We start from the raw sequence: 19224 nt of genomic DNA, 5'->3' as shown, positions 1-19224 counted from the left end.
GAGCAAGCAGTCATTGGCCTGCGTGACAAAGCTTAGCCGGATTACGAGCCACACCAACGTTCATTTGAATGACCTTTCATATATGCCGGAGGCACGCGGGATTGGCCCTTGGCTAACATCTCAAGATCGGGGACTCCGGGCCGGACCGGCCGTTACCGAAGGGGAATTGGAGAACTTCCTCGATGCCTCTGATCAAGATCGAGGCATCATCCGAATGATTGATGAAAAGATTTCGGTGGCGAGTGATGGTCGACGTTCAGCTTGGTGGGGCCCTGAATGTCTTCAGCGTATTTGCAGTCTGAAGCGGTGAATCAAGATCTGCGGGTGGATTGTCGACCGACGACGACCCGCGGATGGTCAGATATTCCCGAATATGCTCTTGACGAAGGGGGGCCCATCGGGCGCCCCTATCAGCGGATGGGCGCCGGGTTTGCTGACATTCCCGTCTTCGATCACCTTAAAAACGTTGCAAGGCAATATCCCGACAAGCTCGCGATCGGCGACGGCGCCAATCGCCTGACTTATTCCGAGCTTTTCCGGGCTGTCGAGACATTGTCGCACCGTATCGCTGCCGTCGTTCCCGAAGGACGGGCGGTCGGAATCCTTCAGGCCAACTCGGCCTGGTACGCTGTGGCGATACTGGCGAGTATGGCGGCCGGGCGGCCTTCGGTTCCGCTCAACATGAGAGATCCGGGCTCTCGGATCATCGAGATTGTGAATGCCGCACGGCTCGGCGCCATCATAGGCGCTGGAAATGTTCGCCTAATCGATTTGCCGCGGGAAGTCCTATGGATCGATATTGCGGCTGGCGTCGCGCCGAACGGTCAACAGGCATCACAGCAGCCTCAGCTCCCCTCGGTTTCCGTCGATGCGCCCGCAATGGTGCTTTACACATCAGGTAGCACCGGACGCCCCAAGGGCATCGTCAACAGCCAACGCAGCCTGCTGTGGCGGGTCCGGCAATATGTCGACGCGTGCCATATCAACACGGATGACGTTTTCCTGCCGCTGACCGGGCCTGCCACGATCGCCGGTTGCCGGGAGATTTTTGCTGCACTGCTGACGGGCGCGACGCTGCACCTTCTCGAGGTGGAGGCGCTCGGCCTCCGCGCAGTCCGTGCTCGTATTCAAGCCGAAGGTGTGACGATCGCCTATCTTGTGCCGGCGCTGCTTCGGGCGCTGTTGACCGAGGCCCCTGCTGACGCTTTCCAGTCGCTCAGAGTGGCACGGATCGGTGGCGAGAAGGTGTCGTGGACGGACATCGCCTTGCTGCGCAAAGCCGTTTCGGACCAGTGCCTGATCCAGATCGGCTACTCGTCCACCGAGACCACCGGCTCGCAATGGTTCCTGCCGCAGGATTGGCCGGAGCAAGACGCATCGATTCCCGTCGGCAGGCTGCTTCCCGGGATGGCATTCGCTGTCGTCGACGACGCAGGACACGATGTCGGGACAGGCGAGAGTGGAGAGCTTCTGATCAAAAGCCCCTATGTTCTGCTTGGTCATTGGGAGAACGGCGTCGTCATTCCCACGCGGCCGGACCCGGACGATCCCGGTGTGCGGGTTTTTGCGACGGGCGACCTCGTTCGGCTGGACGACGATGGCCTGTTGCGCATCGTCGGCCGCAAGGGGCGCCAGATCAAGATCAATGGTCGACGCGTCGAGCCCGCCGAGCTCGAACGGGTCCTGCGTTGCGCGCCTTCGGTGGCGGATGCCGTGGCAATCGTGACGCCGGCCGAGGAACTCATCGCATTCGCGGTTGCCCAGCGCTTCGCCGGGGCTGCTTTCGCGGAGGAGCTTCGTCAGCTCGTCAGAACGACGTTGCCGGCGCCGCTGCGTCCCTTGCGGTTGCACACCATCGCGGAGATCCCACGCTTGCCGGGAGGTAAGATAGACCTGGCAACGCTCACCGAAATGGATCGTACGGAGAGAAAGACCGCGCCAGCCGTCCAGCCGCCCACTGCCCGAGCGCTCCCCGCAGGAGGCCAACTGAATACAAGGCAAGTGGTGCAGCACGCGTGGATGCAGGTTCTCGACACGGGCGCTGCGGCGGGAAATTGGGATGAGGCGGGGGGAGATTCGCTGCAGCTGCTGCATTGCGTCATGGCGATCGAGAGCGCCATAGGGCAAGAGCTCGGCCTCGAGGCCTTCACCATCGGTATGAGCTTCGACGAGATGGTTGAGGCTGTCGTCTCCGCACAGGCGGGCGAACGACACGCGAAGAAGCATCACCCTCCGGTTCTTTTCCTGTTCCCAGGATCCGTCGGTTATGGTCCGAGCCTGGCTGCGTTCGCGGCCGCCATGGGCAAAGTCGCCCGGGTGAACCCCATTCGGTATCCTGGCCTCGCTGCGATATTGGACGGACATAACAGTCTCTCCGCCATGGCCACCGCCGCAGTCGAGCAGATAGACCGCGCGCAGCCTGACGGCCCTGTGCGACTTCTTGGCCATTCGCTTGGTGGCGCGGTTGCGTTCGAGGTCGCGGCGCGGCTTCTGGCGGCCGGTCGATCGGTAAGGTTTTTGGGTATCCTCGATACGAGCCTTCTGGACGAGCCGAGCAACCATTGGGAGACACTTGCCCGCACATTGCATCGCATTCGCACCAATCGCATATCCGCCCACCGGATGGCTTGCCGAGCTCTTGCCAAGATCACCGTCGCCATGGGCTGCGAGGCGTATCTCACGAGGATTCTCGGCCGCTTTGGCAAGGGAGAGTTCAGCCCGACAAGCTTCAGAACCAAACTGGAACTGCAGGAAGTCTTGCGGGCGCGGTCTTTCTTCCAGTGGCTCGCGGCACCCAAACCGGCCCTGCCCATCTCCGGCACCTTGTTCCGATGCCGTCGGGAGGGAATGCCTCGGGCCCTGGGCTGGGAAAGCGCTCTGGCACATTTGGACGTGGTTCCGATCATGGGCAACCACATCGACCTTGTCATAGAGCCCAATCTTGCCACCAACCGCCCGCTCATCGAGACGGCCGTCGTGCAGACCTACTCCCCGGCCGAGTCTCGCAAAAGGGAGGATCTGTCATCGACGTGATCTCACACTTCAGCAAGGACATGCTGGTGCTCGATGCTCGTGCGGAGATCGATCGCGTCGTTGACACCTTGCGCAAGCAGGTTCTTGGCACGCTCCGCCGTCGCGGGGTGGTTGTCGGCCTTTCCGGCGGCATTGACAGCTCCGTCGTCGCGACCCTGTGCACACGGGCGTTCGGCAAAGACAAGGTCTTGGGCCTGTTCATGCCGGAGCGCGATTCCTCCGGCGACTCCCTGAGACTTGGCCGCCGTGTCGCGGCACAGCTTGGCATTGAGAATATCCTGGAAGACATAGGCCCGGCAGTGGAAGCCGTCGGCGCCTACCGTCGGCAGATCGAGGCGATCCGGACCGTCGTTCCCGACTATGGGGACGGCTGGAAATGCAAGCTGGTGATCGAACCGGTTCTCGAGAGCAACGGCCTCAACATCACCCGGCTCACCGTCCAGGATCCGGAGGGCAAGGTCGACACGGTGCGTCTGTCGCCCGCCGCCTATCTGCAGATCGTCGCCGCAACCAACTATAAGCAGCGTCTGCGCAAGATGACGGAATACTACCACGCCGACCGCCTCAAATACGCGGTTGCGGGGACACCAAACCGTTTGGAGTACGACCAGGGGTTTTTCGTCAAGCAGGGCGACGGAACCGCCGACGTGATGCCGATCGTCCACCTTTACAAAACCCAGGTTTATCAGCTCGCGGAATATCTCGGGGTGGACGAGGAAATCCGCCAGCGGGCACCGACCACCGACACATTCTCCATGGCGCAAAGTCAGGAGGAGTTCTACTTCGCGCTGCCCTATCATCTGATGGATTTATGCCTCTACGGCCTAAACCATGGGATCGCCAGCGATGAGGTCGCGGCGGTTGCCGGCCTCACCGAGCCCCAGCTGCGGAAAGTCTTCAAGGACATCGACGCGAAACGGCGGGCCGCCCACTATCTTCACGCGCGGCCCTTGCTCTCCGTGGAAATTGGCGAGGATTGACCGGGAATGTGCGGCATCGCTGGAATTGTGGCCCTGAACGCCGCGGCGGCTTCTCCTTCACGCGAGGCGCTGATGCGGATGGTGGGCACGCTGGCGCATCGCGGGCCGGACGAGCGCGGCCTTTACCGCGACAAGCGTGCGGGGCTGGCGCATGCCCGCCTGTCCGTCGTCGATCTTTCCAGCGGCCAGCAGCCGCTTGCGGACACAGGCGATACGACCTGGATCGTGTTCAACGGCGAGATATTCAACTATGTCGAGCTGCGGGAAAAGCTGATTGCGCTTGGCCACCGCTTCCGAACCCGCAGCGACACGGAGGTCGCGCTGCATGCGTATCGCGCGTGGGGCGAAGCGGCCTTCGAGCGGATGAACGGCCAATGGGCAATCGCAATCTGGGACTCAATAGCAGGTCGTCTCGTCTTGTCGCGCGACCGGTTCGGCATTTGCCCCCTGCATTTTTGTGAGCATGGGGGGCGCCTTTATTTCGCCAGTGAAGTGAAGGCCATTTTCGCGGCCGATCCAACCATCCCTCGCGCGTTTGATCCTGCCGGCCTCGATCAGACTTTCACGCTCTGGACGGTCGTTCCACCGCAAGGGGTATTTCAGGGAATCCACGAGCTCGTACCGGGGCATGTCCGCATCTACCAGGATGGCACCGTTCGCGAGCAGGTCTTTTGGCAGCCTTCCTACCCCGAGAATATCGGAGCGCTGCCGGGCGAGTTCACCGGGTCGTGCGATGACGCGGTGGACCGCGTGCGTGACGCCCTCGAGGCCGCGACGGCACTTCGAATGGTGCGCGCCGACGTGCCTGTCGGGTGTTACCTCTCGGGAGGACTGGACAGCTCGCTTGTGGCGACACTGGGAAGGCGTTTCGCCGGCCGACGCTTCCAGACCTTCTCCTTGCGTTTTGCCGACGCCGAATATGACGAGACCCGCTTCCAGCGGCTGGTTGCCGAAGCAACCGGCAGCGAGCACCATGAGGTGGTGGTTTCGCGCGGCGATATCGCGGCAATCTTTCCCGAGGTGATCTACCACACCGAGCGCCCGATACTGAGGACCGCCCCGGCGCCGCTGTTCCTGCTATCGAGGCTGGTGCGCGAGCGTGGCATCAAGGTCGTGCTGACCGGCGAGGGTGCCGACGAAATGTTCGCCGGCTACGACCTGTTCCGCGAAGCCAAGGTCCGCCGATTCTGGGGACGCCAGCCGGCGTCGACACGACGCTCGCGCCTCCTGGAGCGTCTTTACCCGTATCTCACCCGCTCGCCGGTGCAACAGCAAGCGATGGCGCGTCAGTTCTTCGGACGCGGGATCGAGGCCTATGACGCGCCTGGCTTTGCCCATGACACGCGCTGGCGCAGCACCGGCGCCATCAAGCGCCTGTTCTCCGCGGATCTGCGCGCCGAATCCCAGCGCCGCGACGCGGTGTCGGAGTTGCTTGGCCGTCTGCCCGCGGCGTTTTCGCGCTGGAGCCCTCTTGCGCAGGACCAGTATCTCGAGGTCCAGACGTTGATGTCGGGCTATCTGCTTTCCTCGCAGGGCGACAGGATGCTGATGGCTCACTCAGTCGAGGGGCGCTTTCCGTTCCTGGACGATGAACTTGTGAGGCTCGCGAATTCACTTCCGCCTTCCTACAAGCTGCGTGTCCTCGATGAGAAACACGTGCTGAAACGCGTGGCGGAGCCAATCGTGCCCTCCGAGATCGTAACCCGCAAGAAGCAGCCATTCCGGGCGCCCAATGCGCTTTGCTTCGCTGCCGACGCCGCACCGGAATACATTCGCGAAGCGCTTTCGGAGACGGCGATACGCAAGGCGAATGTTTTCGATCCGGCTTCGGTCACACGCCTGCTTGGCAAGTGCCAGGCCAGGACCGGTGACGGTGATCTTTCGAATGCCGACAACATGGCGCTTGTCGGCGTGCTGTCGACCCAGCTCCTGCACCAGCAGTTTGTCGCGAGCTGTCCCGGTGCAACACACGTGCGTGGGCTCAGCGTCGACGTCGACCGCGAACATCGGGAGGAGCGCTTGCATGTTGCATGATGCCGTACCCCTGCTGCATGACTACCTCGCCCACTCCGCCGGCCGGCTCGGTGACAAGGTGGCGCTGGTGTGCGGCAAGCAACGTGTCACCTATGGCGAGCTCGAGGCGCGCGCCAATGCAATCGCCACGGATTTGGCCGCATCAGGGGTCGCGCGCGGCGCCCGCGTGATGATCTTCGCCGACAACACCGTCGAGACGGTGGTGAGCTTCTGGGCTGTGCTCAAGGCGAATGCGGTGGTGTGCATCGTCAACCCGCTGACCAAGAGCGACAAGCTTGATTATCTGCTCAACGACTGCCGACCGGCGGCGCTGATCACCGACGCGCATCTGCACTCGATCTTCCGCGAACCGGCGCGCAGCTGCCCGTCACTCCTGCGGACGATCGTTTCCGGATCGATCGATGACGACGAGCTCTCCCGATTGCCGCAAGCCGTACGCTGGGACACCGCGATCGCCGCCGGCGACGCGCCGCCGGCGCGGCGCTGCATCGATATCGATCTTGCCGCCATCATCTACACGTCCGGCTCGACGGGCGAACCCAAGGGCGTGATGCTGACGCACAGGAACATGATGACCGCGTGTGCGTCGATCGCTTCCTACCTCGAGCTTGCAGAGGACGAGGTGATCCTCAATGTCCTGCCCCTCGCCTTCGATTACGGCCTGTACCAGATGATCATGGCGTTTCGCACCGGCGCCCGTCTGGTGCTCGAACGTTCGTTCGCCTTCCCGGCGCAGGTCCTTGGGCTGATCAGGCAAGAGGGGGTTACGGGTTTCCCCGGCGTGCCGACCATCTTTGCGGCACTCTCCGAGCTCAAGTCCCTCAAGGACCAGGATTTCTCAAGCATTCGCTACGTCACGAACACCGCGGCGGCCCTGCCCCTCAAGCATATTCTCATGCTTCGGGAGCTGTTTTCGAGCGCACGCATCTATTCGATGTACGGCCTCACCGAATGCAAGCGTTGCACCTATTTGCCGCCGGAGGATCTCGCGCGAAAGCCGTTGAGCGTCGGGATCGCGATCCCGAATACGGAAATGTGGATCGTTGACGAACATGACAGAAGGCTCGCCCCCGGCGTCGTTGGCCAGCTCGTCATTCGCGGCGCGACAGTGATGAAGGGCTACTGGGGCAAGCCCGAAGCGACGGCCAGGAAGCTCAAACCCGGCCCGCTGCCCGGCGAGCAGGTCCTATATACCGGCGACTACTGCCGGATGGACACGGAGGGGTACCTCTACTTCGTCGGCCGCGGTGACGAGATCATAAAATCGCGAGGCGAGAAGGTGGCGCCGAAGGAAGTGGAGAACGTCCTTATGGATATTCCCGGCGTCCGGGAAGCAGCGGTCATCGGTGTTCCCGACGAACTGCTTGGGCAGGCGGTGAAGGCGTTTGTCGTGATGGAGAATGGAAGAACCATCGGCGAAAAACAGCTGCGGATGGAGTGCCAGAAACGACTGGAAAACTTCATGGTTCCGAAGTCCATCGTCGTCGTGGCCAGCCTGCCGATGACGGATACCGGCAAACTCAAGAAAACGGCCCTGTCATGAGGAGGGCTCGGGGACCAGGTCGCTTTATTTATGGTGTCTTACAGAGGGCGAATTCATGTTGACGATCAAGGACCGCACCGGAACCTACGGCGAACAGATCCGCAGTTTCCTGGTTTCGAATTTCTACGTGAGCGACGTGAAGGCATTGATGAACGACACATCCTTGCTCGACCAGGGCATCGTCGACTCGACGGGAGTGCTTGAGATTATCGGCTTCATCGAGGAGACCTTTGGCATCACCGTCGAAGACAGCGAGCTCTTGCCTGAAAACCTCGATTCCATTCAAGGGATCGAGCAATACATCATCCGCAAGATGAACTGATTGCCGGTTCGCGCAATTGCTCCGGCTTTCCGCACGCTCATGCCCGCGCCTTGGCTTGTCCCAGAACCACCCGGCCCTCGCCCGCTTCGTTCGCCACAGCGCGGATGTTCTCATATGCCTTGCCGCGCTCCAGCAGTCCCATCACCTGCCGGTCCTGGCCAAGGCCGACCTCGAAGAGCAGGGTGCCGCCAGGCCGCAAGTATCGTGGCGCGTCCTTCACCACCCGCATATGGATGCTCAGGCCGTAAGGGCCGGCCGCGAACGCTTCGCGCGGCTCGAGTTCGACCAGATGCGCGCGGTCGCCCTCTAGCCGCTTTTCCGAAATGTAGGGCGGATTGCAGACGATAATGTCGATCGTTCCGTCGAGCCCAAGGCCCGAGAGAGCGTCGAACAAATCGCCCTGAAGCACCGAAACGCGGTCAGCCATGCCGTGATGGGCGGCATTACGGCGTGCCACGTCGACGCATCCATCGGTGAGGTCGCTCGCCCAGACACGTGCCGTGGGAATGTGGTGGGCGATGGCACACGCCAGATTGCCAGTGCCGCAGCACATGTCGACGATGCGCGGCGCCGGCAGGTTCATTTGATGCAAAACACCAAGGGCCGTCCTGCCCAGCAATTCCGTCTCTGGCCGGGGGACGAGCGCACCGGGCGCGACGAGCAACTCAAGTCCCATGAAAATGGCGCGGCCCGCGCCATAGGCGTCGGCGACACTGAACTCGTTGCTCATGGCGAACCCGCTGGCTTAATCTTTCCAGTATAGCTGTTCGGCATTCCTGCGCCAGTCAAACCTGTCGTCGGAGAACCCCGGCAAGCTGCCAGCCGATCAGTCTTTCACGCCCATGTCGAGCGCGGCAATGACGGCATTCAGGCGCTCGGGTGTTGGATCGTTCTTCAACCGCCGCAGATTGAAGTCGAGGTGTTCCTTCTTGAGCATGGAGACCAGGGTGACGCCGGCCGAATTCGTGGCGAATGCGTAATCGGCGAGAAATGCGATACCAATTTCAGTGGGACTGCCGCGGTATCCGAGGTCACCAAGAGCGACCAGTATTTCCTTGCGCGCATTGAATTTCGCGACGATTCGATTGAGGCCTGAGAATGTCCCGTGCGTTACGAACGTTCTGTGCCGGTGAACGCGCGCCTTCAACTTGGCGAGGTTTGTCTCCAGCGGGGTATTGGCAATCTGCACGAACCGATAAGGCAGCGATTCCTGGAGAGCCGTCATTCCGGCCTCGAGGTCTCCCGCGACCGAGATCGCCCGGGCTTTCCCGTCCTGAATCACGCGCTCCACGGCCCGGATGATATCCTCGCGAACAAGCTCTTCGGCGGTCGGACGATGCAGTGCGAGGACATCGACATAATCCGTGCGAAGACGCCCCAGGCTTTCCTCGACACTTGATCTTATCAAAGCCGCGGACAGCGGCACCTTGAAAGGCGTGGGGCGCACTCTTGAAGCATGCTGCTTAAGCGCCGGAACCGTCGCAACAGCGATCCGCGACAACGGCTTCAGCAGTCGCATGGTGGCGGAGGTCTTCGGCGGACGCATGCCAACCTTGGTGCAGACGCAGACGCTATCGCGTTTCCTGAATGCAAATTCACCCCAGATCGATTCCGCCATGCCGTCGCCATACGAAGGCGCTACGTCGTACCAGGTCACCCCCGCTTCGTAGGCGCGTTCCAAGGTCTCGATGCCCTTGCGAACTCCGATACGAGAGCCAAGCGAAGCGCAGCCAAAGCCGATACTTGAAACCTTGCTGCCAATAGCTTCGACAAAGACCAGCTTCATGGCGAAGCCTCGTTTTGATAGCGGGATCAAGCCGCCGCTGTCTCAGTCGAATGATCTTTTTGTCTTTCTGTCAATAGACAAGAAAGAAAGCCACGAGTCCGCGCCAATGCAAAAGGCGGCATTAGATAGCATATCTGCGTGTCTCGGATCGTGATCACGGGTGACCGCATGCAGAACAGAACCGGATTCTTAGTCAGATAAAAATTCCCCCAGAAAAATATTGTCGGCCGGACGATATATTATATTTTTGATTTTATTGATTTTTCGTGGGTTGGAATCAGAAATCTTCCTGCCTCGTTCCATATGGTTCCGGGACGTTCGCGGGTAGTTATCTGTATGCCTTGGCGATTTCAGCGGCCGCGCCATAGTGAGCAGATCTTTGCTCTCGATCAAGGAATGCCCAGTTCATTGGGCTAGATTCTGAACCAGCTGAGGGGAGCCTAGGAGCAAAGAATGTTCTCGCCGAGGAGGGCTATGGCTTGGCCGGATATCGCAGTTCGATGACTCCGCCTCTGGTTCTTCTGTCGAATTGACAGTGTCATGATTGAAAGCCGAACCTGGCATGGCACCAGCGCTACCTTGTCTTGAAGCAGCGATGGTCTGGGAGCTTAAGGAAAGGCTGGTTTTGGGAGGAAGCATGGGCGAGGACCTATCCGGTCATCATGCCGACCGCATTCAGGCCGCGATCGCTTCGGACGCGGCGGCGAAATCCGCACTGGTCGCGTCCTGGCGACGGTCTTCCAATTTGCACCGGCTCGATCCAGCCGACTGCAGTTCCGCACGCTACCTCACGGAGATGGAGCTTGGGCAGGCCCGACAACGTATCGAACCACTCGTCCGGGCTGCCCAATCGAGTCTGGACCGGCTCTATCTCGCGGTGGGTGGCGTCGGGTGCTGTGTCCTCCTCGCCGATCGTGATGGCGTGCCCGTCGAACGGCGCGGCGCGCCTGTGGATGACGAAACGTTTCATTCCTGGGGTTTGTGGACTGGCTCCGTCTGGAACGAACAAAGCGAGGGCACCAACGGTATCGGCACCTGTCTGGTCGAACAGCGGGCGCTGACGATCCACCGCGACCAGCATTTCCATACGCGCAATACGGGGCTCAGTTGCACCACCGCTCCGATCTACGACCACCAGGGAGATCTGGTGGCCGCGCTCGACGTGTCTTCCTGCCGCGCTGACCTGACCGAAGCCTTTGCCAACCTTATTTCATTGGCCGTTGTCGACGCGGCGCGTCGGATCGAGGCAGAGAACTTCAAAATGGCATTCCCCAAGGCGCGCATTGTGCTGGCGCCGGTGGCTGACAAAGGCTCCGGCGCACTGATCGCCGTAGATACAGACGATTTGGTGGTCGGCGCGACCCGGTCGGCTCGCCTTGCGCTTGGAATTACTCAGCAGTGCCTGGACAAGCCGATGCCGGCGGCCGATCTGCTCGGCTGGGCCGGCCCCGAAGTGCTTGCCGAGGCGGAGCGCGGTGTTCTGCAGCGAGCGCTCGCGCGGGCGGACGGAAATGTCTCGGCCGCGGCCCAGGCGCTCGGCATCAGCCGCGCGACGCTTCACCGCAAGCTCAACCGCCTGGACGTCCACAGGTCGCACTGACCATTCGAAACCTCACACGACTGTCGCAATTCTGCGACACATCCCGCCCGCCCACCGTCTCCGGGACGATGACATTGGCGGCATGAATCGCAAGTCTCTTCCGAAGCGTCGCATCCCGCGACGTCAGCTTTGGGAGGAAGACACATGAACAAGGTTGAATTCTCACGCCCGGTCAAGGCGCCCTTCGACAAGCGCTACGGCAATTTCATCGGCGGCAAGTGGACCGAACCCCGCTCCGGCCGCTACTTCGAGAACCACTCCCCGGTGAACGGCCAGCTGCTGTGCGAGGTGGCGCGCTCGGATGCCCAGGACATCGAGGCGGCCCTGGATGCGGCCCATGCCGCCAAGGACGCGTGGGGACGCACCAGCGTGGCAGAGCGGTCGCTTATCCTCAACCGCATCGCCGACCGCATGGAGGAGAACCTCGATCTGCTCGCCTGCGCCGAAACCTGGGACAACGGCAAGCCGATCCGGGAAACGACCGCGGCCGACCTGCCCCTGGCCATCGACCATTTCCGCTATTTCGCCGGCGCCGTGCGCGGCCAGGAAGGCAGCCTTTCGCAGATCGACGACGACACCGTCGCCTATCATTTCCACGAGCCGCTCGGCGTGGTCGGCCAGATCATTCCCTGGAACTTCCCGCTGCTGATGGCATGCTGGAAGCTCGCGCCCGCGCTTGCGGCCGGCAACTGCGTCGTGCTTAAGCCCGCCGAGCAGACACCGGCCGCCATCCTGCTCTGGGCCGATCTTATCGGCGATCTGCTGCCGCCAGGCGTGCTCAACATCGTCAACGGCTTCGGCCTCGAGGCCGGCAAGCCGCTCGCGTCGTCGCCGCGCATCGCCAAGATCGCCTTTACCGGCGAGACCACGACGGGCCGGCTGATCATGCAGTATGCCAGCCAGAACCTGATCCCCGTCACGCTGGAGCTGGGCGGCAAGTCGCCCAACATCTTCTTCAAGGACGTCGTCGCCGAGGACGACGATTTCTTCGACAAGGCCATCGAAGGCTTCGTCATGTTCGCGCTGAACCAGGGGGAGGTCTGCACCTGCCCGAGCCGCGCGCTCGTCCATGAATCGATCTACGACAGGTTCATGGAACGTGCCCTCAAGCGCGTCGAGGCGATCGTGCAGGGCGATCCGCTCGACCCGGCGACGATGATTGGCGCCCAGGCTTCGTCCGAGCAGTTGGAAAAGATCCTGTCCTACATCGACATCGGCCGCCAGGAAGGCGCCGAGGTGCTGACCGGCGGCGCCCGCAATGTTCTGCCCGGCGACCTGGCGGGCGGCTATTACGTCAAGCCGACCGTGTTCAGGGGCCACAACAAGATGCGCATCTTCCAGGAGGAGATTTTCGGACCGGTGGTTTCGGTCACGACCTTCAAGGACGACGACGAAGCGCTCAGCATTGCCAACGACACGCTCTACGGGCTCGGCGCCGGCGTCTGGACACGTGACGGCAACCGCGCCTATCGCTTCGGCCGCGCGATCCAGGCCGGCCGCGTCTGGACCAACTGCTACCACGCCTATCCCGCGCATGCGGCCTTCGGCGGCTACAAGCAATCCGGCATCGGCCGCGAGACGCACAAGATGATGCTCGACCATTATCAGCAGACCAAGAACATGCTGGTCAGCTATAGCCCGAAGAAGCTCGGCTTCTTCTAATCGGCTGTTTGTCGCACAGGCGCGGCTCCGCGAGGGGCCGCGCCCAAGACTGGAGATCGGAAAGACCATGCACGCAAAGGTCACGGCCACGCCGACCGCCCTCGAACTGATCGCGGAGATCGTTGCCGAGCATGGGCCGGTGCTGTTCCACCAATCCGGCGGCTGCTGCGACGGCTCTTCGCCCATGTGCTATCCGCGCGCCGGCTTCATCGTCGGCGACCACGATGTGCTGCTCGGCCACATCGAAGACGCGCCCTTCTACATCGGCGCTTCGCAATTCGAGGCCTGGAAGCACACCGATCTGATCATCGACGTGGTGCCTGGCCGCGGCGGCATGTTCTCGCTCGACAATGGTCGGGAGAAGCGGTTCCTGACGCGGTCGACGATCTGCGCCGTTCAGATGTGATGTCGGTGCATCGGGCTGCTTCCCCTTTGTCTCAGTGAAAGGAACGCACCAGAAAAACAGACGCGTGGACAACCGACAGGCGGCAAGAAGCGCGTGCTTCGGTTCTCATCCTCCATCGGTTTGATCCTGCACAATGCAAAGTGCCGCTGCGCCGCTACGATCAGCATATGGTCATAAATCTGTTCGCCGGCACGATCGTCATCAGCCTGACGGTCCTCATCCACACCTTCGGTCTCATCGCGATTACCCACGCCATGGCGCACCTCGTGGCTCGCTTCCGCATGCACGGCCGGCGCAGCCGAGTGATCGCGATGATCAGCGTCGTCATGGGGCTCTTTGCCGTCATCACAGCCGAGGTGTGGCTGTGGGCCGGCGTGTATCTTGAACTCGGCGTCTTGCCGGACTTCGAGACCGCGCTCTATTTTTCCACCATCACCTTTTCGACGGTCGGATATGGCGACGTGGTTCCCGCCCATGGCTGGCGCGTGCTGGCGGCGCTCGAGGGCGTGAACGGATTTCTGCTCATCGGCTGGTCGACCGCCTACCTGATCGCTGCCGGAACGCGCATCGGCCCGTTCAGGGTCGGCGAGCACTTCTGACCGGACCGGCGCTCAGACCGCCACTGAATGCCTGGCTGTGCCGGCTTCGAGATACTTGTCGAACTTCGCTGCCACCGTCCTGACAAGCGGGCGGCTGTCCTTCGGCACGACGAAGGTTTCGCCATCGAGCCGAAGCAGCAGCCCGCCGCCGCTGATCGCAAGTCGACTTGCCATGGCCAGGAGACTCTGGCCGACGTCGCCGAAGCGCTCGACCAATTCGATCGCCGAGAAGGCGAAATGGCACATCAGACGCTCGATGATCCAGCCTCTCGCCAGATCGTCGACGCTGAGCTCGATGCCGCGCGCCACTGCCAGCTGTCCGGAATCCACGGCCTTCTCGTATGCGCCGGTTGCGACGATGTTCTGGGCGTAGCCCTGGCGGTATCGGCTGATCGCGGAGGGCCCGAGCCCAATCAGTGTCTCGCAATTGTCCTCTGTATAGCCCTGGAAATTGCGGCGGATATTGCCGGTGCGAGCCGAGATGGCGAGCGTATCGTTCGGCTTGGCGAAATGGTCCAGCCCTAGGGCCTCGTATCCGGCGTCCACGATCAGCCGGGCGGCGAGCTGCGATTGCGCCAACCGTCCGGCAGAATCGGGGAGCCATGCTTCGTCGATCATGGTTTGATGTTTCTTGAACCAGGGCACATGCGCATAGCCGAACAGCGCCAGCCTGTCGGGCTGCAACGTCAACGCCTGGGCCACGGTGCGAGCAACACTCTCAAGGGTCTGGTGCGGCAGTCCATAGAGCAGGTCGAGGTTCACCGAATTCACGCCACACGCCCGCACGGCGTCCACCACGCTCTTGGTCAGCAGGAAGCTTTGCTCGCGATTGACGGCCTTCTGCACCTTGGGATCGAAATCCTGAACGCCTAGGCTCGCCCTCGTCATGCCTATCGCGGAGAGGGCGTCGAGCCGGGCCTCATCCATGTCGCTCGGATCGATTTCGACACTGAGGCAGGCATCGTCGAGCACATCGAAACGATCCCGCAGCGCTTTTCCAAGCGACAGGATGTCCTCGGGCTTCAGCATCGTCGGCGAGCCACCGCCGAAATGGATGGCGCGCACCCGGCCCTTGCCGCGCACGAGGCTGCCAACCGTCTCGATCTCCCTATGCAGGGAGTGCAGAAAGGTTGCCACCGGCTGATAGTGCCGGGTCTGCTTGGTGTGGCATGCGCAGAACCAGCACAGCTTGTCGCAGTAGGGAATATGCAGATAGAGCGATATCTCGTCATCGCTTTCGAGCGCTTCGAGCCAAGTCCGACAGACAGCCGCATCAACCCCCGGGTGGAAATGAGGCGCTGTCGGATAGCTCGTGTACCGCGGTACATTTTCGCCAAGCCTGGCGGCCACTTCCGGTTGCATGTCGCTTCCTCTGTGTTTGCAAGGTCAAGGCAATGGCCGCAACCGCGCGCCAATGCCTTGATTTCGGTCAAAGCCTTTGCACCGGACAAACTGTCACAAGGCTTTTTCAATGGCCGACACTTATCTTGCCGATACTGAGGGCCCTCGGACGATCGTGATGACAGTACGTCAAGATGTTCATAGCGCCGGCATTCCCGTGCTTTGCCAATCATGCGAGGCGCGGCATCGCGGCGTATGCGGCGCGCTCGACCCCGATCAATTGGTCGGGCTCGCCAAGCTTTCGTCAAAGCACACCATTGAACCGGGCGTGGAACTGATTGGCGACGCCGAGACCGTCGGCAGCTATTCCAACGTGCTTTCCGGCGTGGTGAAGCTGACGAAAAGCCTTTCGGACGGGCGCCAGCAGATTGTCGGGCTTCAGTTTGCTCCCGATTTTCTGGGGCGGCCATTCAAGGTGGAAAGCGCTATCAACGCCGAAGCGGCAACGGCCGTCTCCCTGTGCTCGTTTCCAAGAGCGTCCATCGAGAGAATGATGAGGGAATCGCCAGAGCTCGAGCATCGCCTGCTCAAGCAGACATTGAACGAGCTTGACGAAGCACGCGACTGGATGGTGACGCTGGGGCGCAAGACGGCCGCGGAAAAAGTGGCGAGCTTCCTGCTGATGATTGCCCGAAACATCGATCCCACGCTCGATCCGGCCACCAACGCAACGAGCTTCGAGCTGCCGCTCACACGCGCCGACATCGCCGATTTCCTCGGCCTGACGATCGAGACGGTGAGCCGCCAGCTGACCCGTCTGCGGACAGACGGGCTAATCCGGATCGAGAACAATCGACATGTGACGGTGACCAGCCTTAACCGCTTGGCCAGTCGCTCCGGCGCCTGACCTCAATCAGCGATCCCGATCATCGGCAGCACGTGCTCGCGTTCAAACGCGATGTGCCGGCGCAAGTTCTCGAACAGGCCGCGCAACATAAACCCGATGGTTTCGGGATTCTCGACTGTCTCGCCATGTCCGATGGCCAGCAGGATTTCAGTCACCTCACCGGCAAAGCATTCGTCTTCCACATGCTCGGCCCGCAATCGTCGGGTCGAGGCAAGGTTCGCCTCGCTGCCGACCACCGCCTCCTCGTAAGCCGGAAAAATGATGGCCTCTTCGTACTGATGGATGCGGCGCAGAAGCGGCACGATCGAGTTGGCTGTGCTGAGGCATATCATCCGATCAACACCTGGCAGAGCGTCCGCGATTTTTTCCAGGGCATCGCAAAGGCGGAGTTTCTCGTCATGCGCACGCCGCATCACCGCAGCCGGGACGGCCTCCCGCCCGGCCAGCCTGGAGATGTCACGGCGGTTTTCAAACAGCGACGATCCTCGCACTTTCTCCGAGTCCAATGTCAGCCTCCGGTCTTTTGCAAGGCTTACGCTGCCCAATGATAACGCGGTGGGCTTTGACCTGGATCAAGGCACCGGCAACCCGGCTGAGGAATTGTGCCGCTGCGGATTTGCTTTCCGCGCACGGAATCCGAGGTCGGGGACATGTCATGAAATTCGGCACTGAAACTGTGGCTCTAAGCCTGTTTGCATTCGCGGCCCTGGTGGCCGCCGGCTTTGGCGTGGATGAGCCTTTCCGCCAGCATATGTGGGTGCTGTTCATCGTGCTGCTGGCCTTTGTCGCCGTTCTTCTGCGCAAGACCAGTTTCGCGCCGGCGGCTCCGATCGATCCGTCCGCCTATATGGATGGGCCGATCCGCTACGGCGCCATCGCCACCATGTTCTGGGGCGTGGTCGGCATGCTTGTCGGCGTGGTCATCGCGCTGCAGCTTGCCTACCCGGATCTCAACATCCAGCCCTGGTTCAATTTTGGGCGTTTGCGGCCGCTGCACACATCCGGCGTCGTTTTTGCCTTCGGCGGCAACGCTCTGCTTTGCACGTCCCTGTATGTGGTGCAGCGCACCTGCCGCGCCCGACTTTTCGGCGGCAATCTCGCCTGGTTCGTGTTCTGGGGGTATCAGCTTTTCATCGTCATGGCGGCCACCGGCTATCTGCTCGGCATCACCGAATCCCGCGAATATGCCGAGCCTGAATGGTATGTCGACATCTGGCTGACCATCGTCTGGGTCGCCTATCTCCTCCTGTTCCTCGGCACGATCCTGAAGCGCAAGGAACCGCATATCTACGTCGCCAACTGGTTCTACCTCTCGTTCATCGTGACCATCGCGATGCTGCACGTGGTCAACAACCTGTCGATGCCGGCCTCCTTCCTGGGCTCGAAGAGCTACTCCGCATTTTCCGGTGTCCAGGATGCGCTGACGCAATGGTGGTACGGCCACAATGCGGTCGGCTTCTTCCTGACGGCCGGCTTCCTCGGCATGATGTATTACTTCGTGCCCAAGCAGGCCAACCGGCCAGTCTACTCCTATCGCCTTTCGATCATCCACTTCTGGGCGCTGATCTTCCTCTATATCTGGGCTGGCCCCCACCATCTCCACTATACCGCCCTGCCCGATTGGGCGCAGACGCTCGGCATGGTGTTCTCGATCATGCTCTGGATGCCGTCATGGGGCGGGATGATCAACGGCCTCATGACGCTGTCCGGCGCCTGGGACAAGATCCGTACCGATCCGATCATCCGCATGATGGTCGCTGCCATCGCCTTCTACGGCATGTCGACCTTCGAAGGTCCGATGATGTCGATCAAGTCGGTCAATTCGCTCAGCCACTACACCGACTGGACCATCGGCCATGTCCATTCCGGCGCCCTCGGCTGGGTCGGCATGATCTCGTTCGGCGCGATCTACTACATGGTGCCGAAGCTGTGGAACCGCGAACGCCTCTATTCGCTGCGGCTGGTCACCTGGCACTTCTGGCTGGCGACGCTCGGCATCGTCGTCTACGCCGCGGTCATGTGGGTGTCCGGCATCATGCAGGGCCTGATGTGGCGCGAATACGACGAGCAGGGCTTCCTGGTCTATTCCTTCGCCGAGACCGTCGCCGCCATGCATCCCTACTACATCATGCGCGCCGCCGGCGGAGCCATGTACCTGTCCGGTGCCCTGATCATGGCCTGGAACATCGCCATGACGATCCTCGGCCACCAGCGCCAGGAGCAACCGTTGCCGGGCTCTGTTCCCGCCCTCCAGCCTGCACAATAGGAGCCAGAAATGGGCTTGATGGACAGACACGCGATCATCGAGAAGAACGCCACGCTTCTTCTCGTTGGTTCCCTTCTGGTGGTGACGGTCGGCGGCATCGTCGAGATCGCCCCGCTCTTCTATCTCGACAATACGATCGAGAAGGTCGAAGGCATGCGCCCTTATTCGCCGCTCGAACTCGCCGGCCGCAACATCTATGTGCGTGAGGGCTGCTATCTCTGCCACAGCCAGATGATCAGGCCATTCCGGGACGAGGTCGAGCGCTATGGTCACTACAGCCTGGCTGCCGAGTCGATGTACGATCACCCCTTCCAATGGGGCTCGAAACGCACCGGCCCCGACCTTGCCCGGGTCGGCGACCGCTACTCGAACGATTGGCACGTCCAGCATCTTAGCGATCCGCGCTCGGTGGTGCCGGAATCGATCATGCCGAAATACGCGTTCCTGAAGGACACGCCAATCCAAGTGAAGGACTTCTCGACGCATCTGGTCGCGAACAGGCGTGTTGGTGTCCCCTACTCCGACGACATGATCGCACACGCCAACGCCGACTTGATGGCGCAGGCCGATCCCAACGCCGACGCGTCCGGCCTCTTGGCCCGCTATCCGAAAGCAAAGGTCGGAGATCTCGACGGCAATCCGCGGCAGGTCACCGAGATGGACGCGCTTGTCGCCTATCTGCAGATGCTCGGCACGCTGGTCGATTTCAAGAATTACGACGAAGCCGCCGGCTATCGCTGAGGAG

At 61.6% G+C, this 19224-nt stretch carries 16 protein-coding genes; 12 read left to right on the top strand and 4 right to left on the bottom strand.

Going from position 1 to position 19224, the window contains the following annotated elements; all coding sequences use genetic code 11:
• Positions 1-276 precede the first annotated feature (276 nt).
• Genes FJ546_RS28210 through FJ546_RS28190 form a run of 5 tightly spaced genes read left to right on the top strand, consistent with a single transcriptional unit; the run spans position 277 to position 7912 of the window.
• Complete coding sequence (locus FJ546_RS28210; RefSeq protein WP_140892326.1) at positions 277-3033, top strand: AMP-binding protein; 2757 nt, start codon at positions 277-279, stop codon at positions 3031-3033.
• On the top strand, positions 3030-4013 hold the full coding sequence (gene nadE, locus FJ546_RS28205; RefSeq protein WP_140892325.1) for an NAD(+) synthase: 984 nt from the start codon (positions 3030-3032) through the stop codon (positions 4011-4013). Before FJ546_RS28210 ends, nadE begins: the two co-directional genes overlap by 4 nt.
• A gap of 6 nt (positions 4014-4019) precedes the next feature.
• Entirely contained in the window at positions 4020-6047 is a 2028-nt protein-coding gene (gene asnB / locus FJ546_RS28200) for an asparagine synthase (glutamine-hydrolyzing) (RefSeq protein WP_140892323.1), read from the top strand.
• Complete coding sequence (locus FJ546_RS28195; protein ID WP_181168121.1) at positions 6037-7590, top strand: AMP-binding protein; 1554 nt, start codon at positions 6037-6039, stop codon at positions 7588-7590. Before asnB ends, FJ546_RS28195 begins: the two co-directional genes overlap by 11 nt.
• A gap of 55 nt (positions 7591-7645) precedes the next feature.
• Positions 7646-7912, top strand: coding sequence for an acyl carrier protein (locus FJ546_RS28190; protein ID WP_140892321.1), 267 nt, complete (start codon positions 7646-7648; stop codon positions 7910-7912).
• A gap of 37 nt (positions 7913-7949) precedes the next feature.
• Here the strand turns inward: FJ546_RS28190 and FJ546_RS28185 are convergent, their stop codons facing one another.
• The gene (locus tag FJ546_RS28185) at positions 7950-8642 is read right to left on the bottom strand and encodes a class I SAM-dependent methyltransferase (RefSeq protein WP_140892320.1); all 693 of its coding nucleotides are present in this window, start codon (positions 8640-8642) and stop codon (positions 7950-7952) included.
• 96 nt (positions 8643-8738) lie between these two features.
• Positions 8739-9698 (bottom strand): aldo/keto reductase, encoded by a 960-nt coding sequence (locus tag FJ546_RS28180; RefSeq protein WP_140892318.1) that lies wholly within the window; start codon positions 9696-9698, stop codon positions 8739-8741.
• A 637-nt stretch (positions 9699-10335) separates the two neighbouring features.
• Between FJ546_RS28180 and FJ546_RS28175 the strand changes: the two genes are divergently transcribed.
• The 4 genes from FJ546_RS28175 to FJ546_RS28160 all read left to right on the top strand — a co-directional run bounded on the left by FJ546_RS28175 (position 10336) and on the right by FJ546_RS28160 (position 13965).
• Positions 10336-11298 carry a helix-turn-helix domain-containing protein gene (locus tag FJ546_RS28175; RefSeq protein WP_140892316.1) on the top strand — a complete coding sequence of 321 codons (963 nt, stop codon included), beginning with the start codon at positions 10336-10338 and terminating at the stop codon, positions 11296-11298.
• Between the two features lie 144 nt (positions 11299-11442).
• Complete coding sequence (adh, locus tag FJ546_RS28170; protein WP_140892315.1) at positions 11443-12960, top strand: aldehyde dehydrogenase; 1518 nt, start codon at positions 11443-11445, stop codon at positions 12958-12960.
• A gap of 67 nt (positions 12961-13027) precedes the next feature.
• On the top strand, positions 13028-13366 hold the full coding sequence (locus FJ546_RS28165; protein ID WP_140892313.1) for a DUF779 domain-containing protein: 339 nt from the start codon (positions 13028-13030) through the stop codon (positions 13364-13366).
• Positions 13367-13506: 140 nt separating this feature from the next.
• Complete coding sequence (locus tag FJ546_RS28160) at positions 13507-13965, top strand: potassium channel family protein (RefSeq protein ID WP_246686994.1); 459 nt, start codon at positions 13507-13509, stop codon at positions 13963-13965.
• Between the two features lie 12 nt (positions 13966-13977).
• Here the strand turns inward: FJ546_RS28160 and hemN are convergent, their stop codons facing one another.
• Entirely contained in the window at positions 13978-15327 is a 1350-nt protein-coding gene (hemN, locus tag FJ546_RS28155; protein ID WP_140892312.1) for an oxygen-independent coproporphyrinogen III oxidase, read from the bottom strand.
• Between the two features lie 157 nt (positions 15328-15484).
• Here hemN and FJ546_RS28150 point away from each other — a divergent pair, with 157 nt between their 5' ends.
• Positions 15485-16213, top strand: coding sequence for a Crp/Fnr family transcriptional regulator (locus FJ546_RS28150; protein WP_181168123.1), 729 nt, complete (start codon positions 15485-15487; stop codon positions 16211-16213).
• A 2-nt stretch (positions 16214-16215) separates the two neighbouring features.
• Here FJ546_RS28150 and FJ546_RS28145 read toward each other — a convergent pair whose 3' ends face one another.
• Positions 16216-16626: a hemerythrin domain-containing protein gene (locus tag FJ546_RS28145; protein WP_140892356.1), complete on the bottom strand. Its 411-nt coding sequence runs from the start codon at positions 16624-16626 to the stop codon at positions 16216-16218.
• 242 nt (positions 16627-16868) lie between these two features.
• On the opposite strand from FJ546_RS28145, the gene ccoN reads away from it, so the two are divergent.
• Entirely contained in the window at positions 16869-18479 is a 1611-nt protein-coding gene (gene ccoN, locus FJ546_RS28140; protein ID WP_140892309.1) for a cytochrome-c oxidase, cbb3-type subunit I, read from the top strand.
• Between the two features lie 9 nt (positions 18480-18488).
• A complete protein-coding gene (ccoO, locus tag FJ546_RS28135; RefSeq protein WP_140892307.1) occupies positions 18489-19220 on the top strand; it encodes a cytochrome-c oxidase, cbb3-type subunit II in 732 nt (243 codons plus the stop codon).
• The last annotated feature ends 4 nt before the right edge of the window (positions 19221-19224 follow it).

This window comes from Mesorhizobium sp. B2-4-19 (assembly GCF_006441315.1).
Classification (GTDB): domain Bacteria; phylum Pseudomonadota; class Alphaproteobacteria; order Rhizobiales; family Rhizobiaceae; genus Mesorhizobium.
Note: the sequence above shows the minus strand (reverse complement) of the source record. Positions and strands in the feature narration are given on the sequence as shown.

Bases quoted from the DNA above. Each gene is read 5' to 3' on its own strand.
- adh (WP_140892315.1), top strand. From the start codon at position 11,443: ATGAACAAGGTTGAATTCTCACGCCCGGTCAAGGCGCCCTTCGACAAG.
- hemN (WP_140892312.1), bottom strand. From the start codon at position 15,327: ATGCAACCGGAAGTGGCCGCCAGGCTTGGCGAAAATGTACCGCGGTAC.
- FJ546_RS28210 (WP_140892326.1), top strand. From the start codon at position 277: ATGTCTTCAGCGTATTTGCAGTCTGAAGCGGTGAATCAAGATCTGCGG.
- FJ546_RS28145 (WP_140892356.1), bottom strand. From the start codon at position 16,626: ATGCGGCGTGCGCATGACGAGAAACTCCGCCTTTGCGATGCCCTGGAA.
- ccoN (WP_140892309.1), top strand. From the start codon at position 16,869: ATGAAATTCGGCACTGAAACTGTGGCTCTAAGCCTGTTTGCATTCGCG.
- FJ546_RS28175 (WP_140892316.1), top strand. From the start codon at position 10,336: ATGGGCGAGGACCTATCCGGTCATCATGCCGACCGCATTCAGGCCGCG.
- ccoO (WP_140892307.1), top strand. From the start codon at position 18,489: ATGGGCTTGATGGACAGACACGCGATCATCGAGAAGAACGCCACGCTT.
- FJ546_RS28195 (WP_181168121.1), top strand. From the start codon at position 6,037: ATGTTGCATGATGCCGTACCCCTGCTGCATGACTACCTCGCCCACTCC.
- FJ546_RS28185 (WP_140892320.1), bottom strand. From the start codon at position 8,642: ATGAGCAACGAGTTCAGTGTCGCCGACGCCTATGGCGCGGGCCGCGCC.
- FJ546_RS28165 (WP_140892313.1), top strand. From the start codon at position 13,028: ATGCACGCAAAGGTCACGGCCACGCCGACCGCCCTCGAACTGATCGCG.
- asnB (WP_140892323.1), top strand. From the start codon at position 4,020: ATGTGCGGCATCGCTGGAATTGTGGCCCTGAACGCCGCGGCGGCTTCT.
- FJ546_RS28180 (WP_140892318.1), bottom strand. From the start codon at position 9,698: ATGAAGCTGGTCTTTGTCGAAGCTATTGGCAGCAAGGTTTCAAGTATC.
- FJ546_RS28190 (WP_140892321.1), top strand. From the start codon at position 7,646: ATGTTGACGATCAAGGACCGCACCGGAACCTACGGCGAACAGATCCGC.
- FJ546_RS28150 (WP_181168123.1), top strand. From the start codon at position 15,485: ATGACAGTACGTCAAGATGTTCATAGCGCCGGCATTCCCGTGCTTTGC.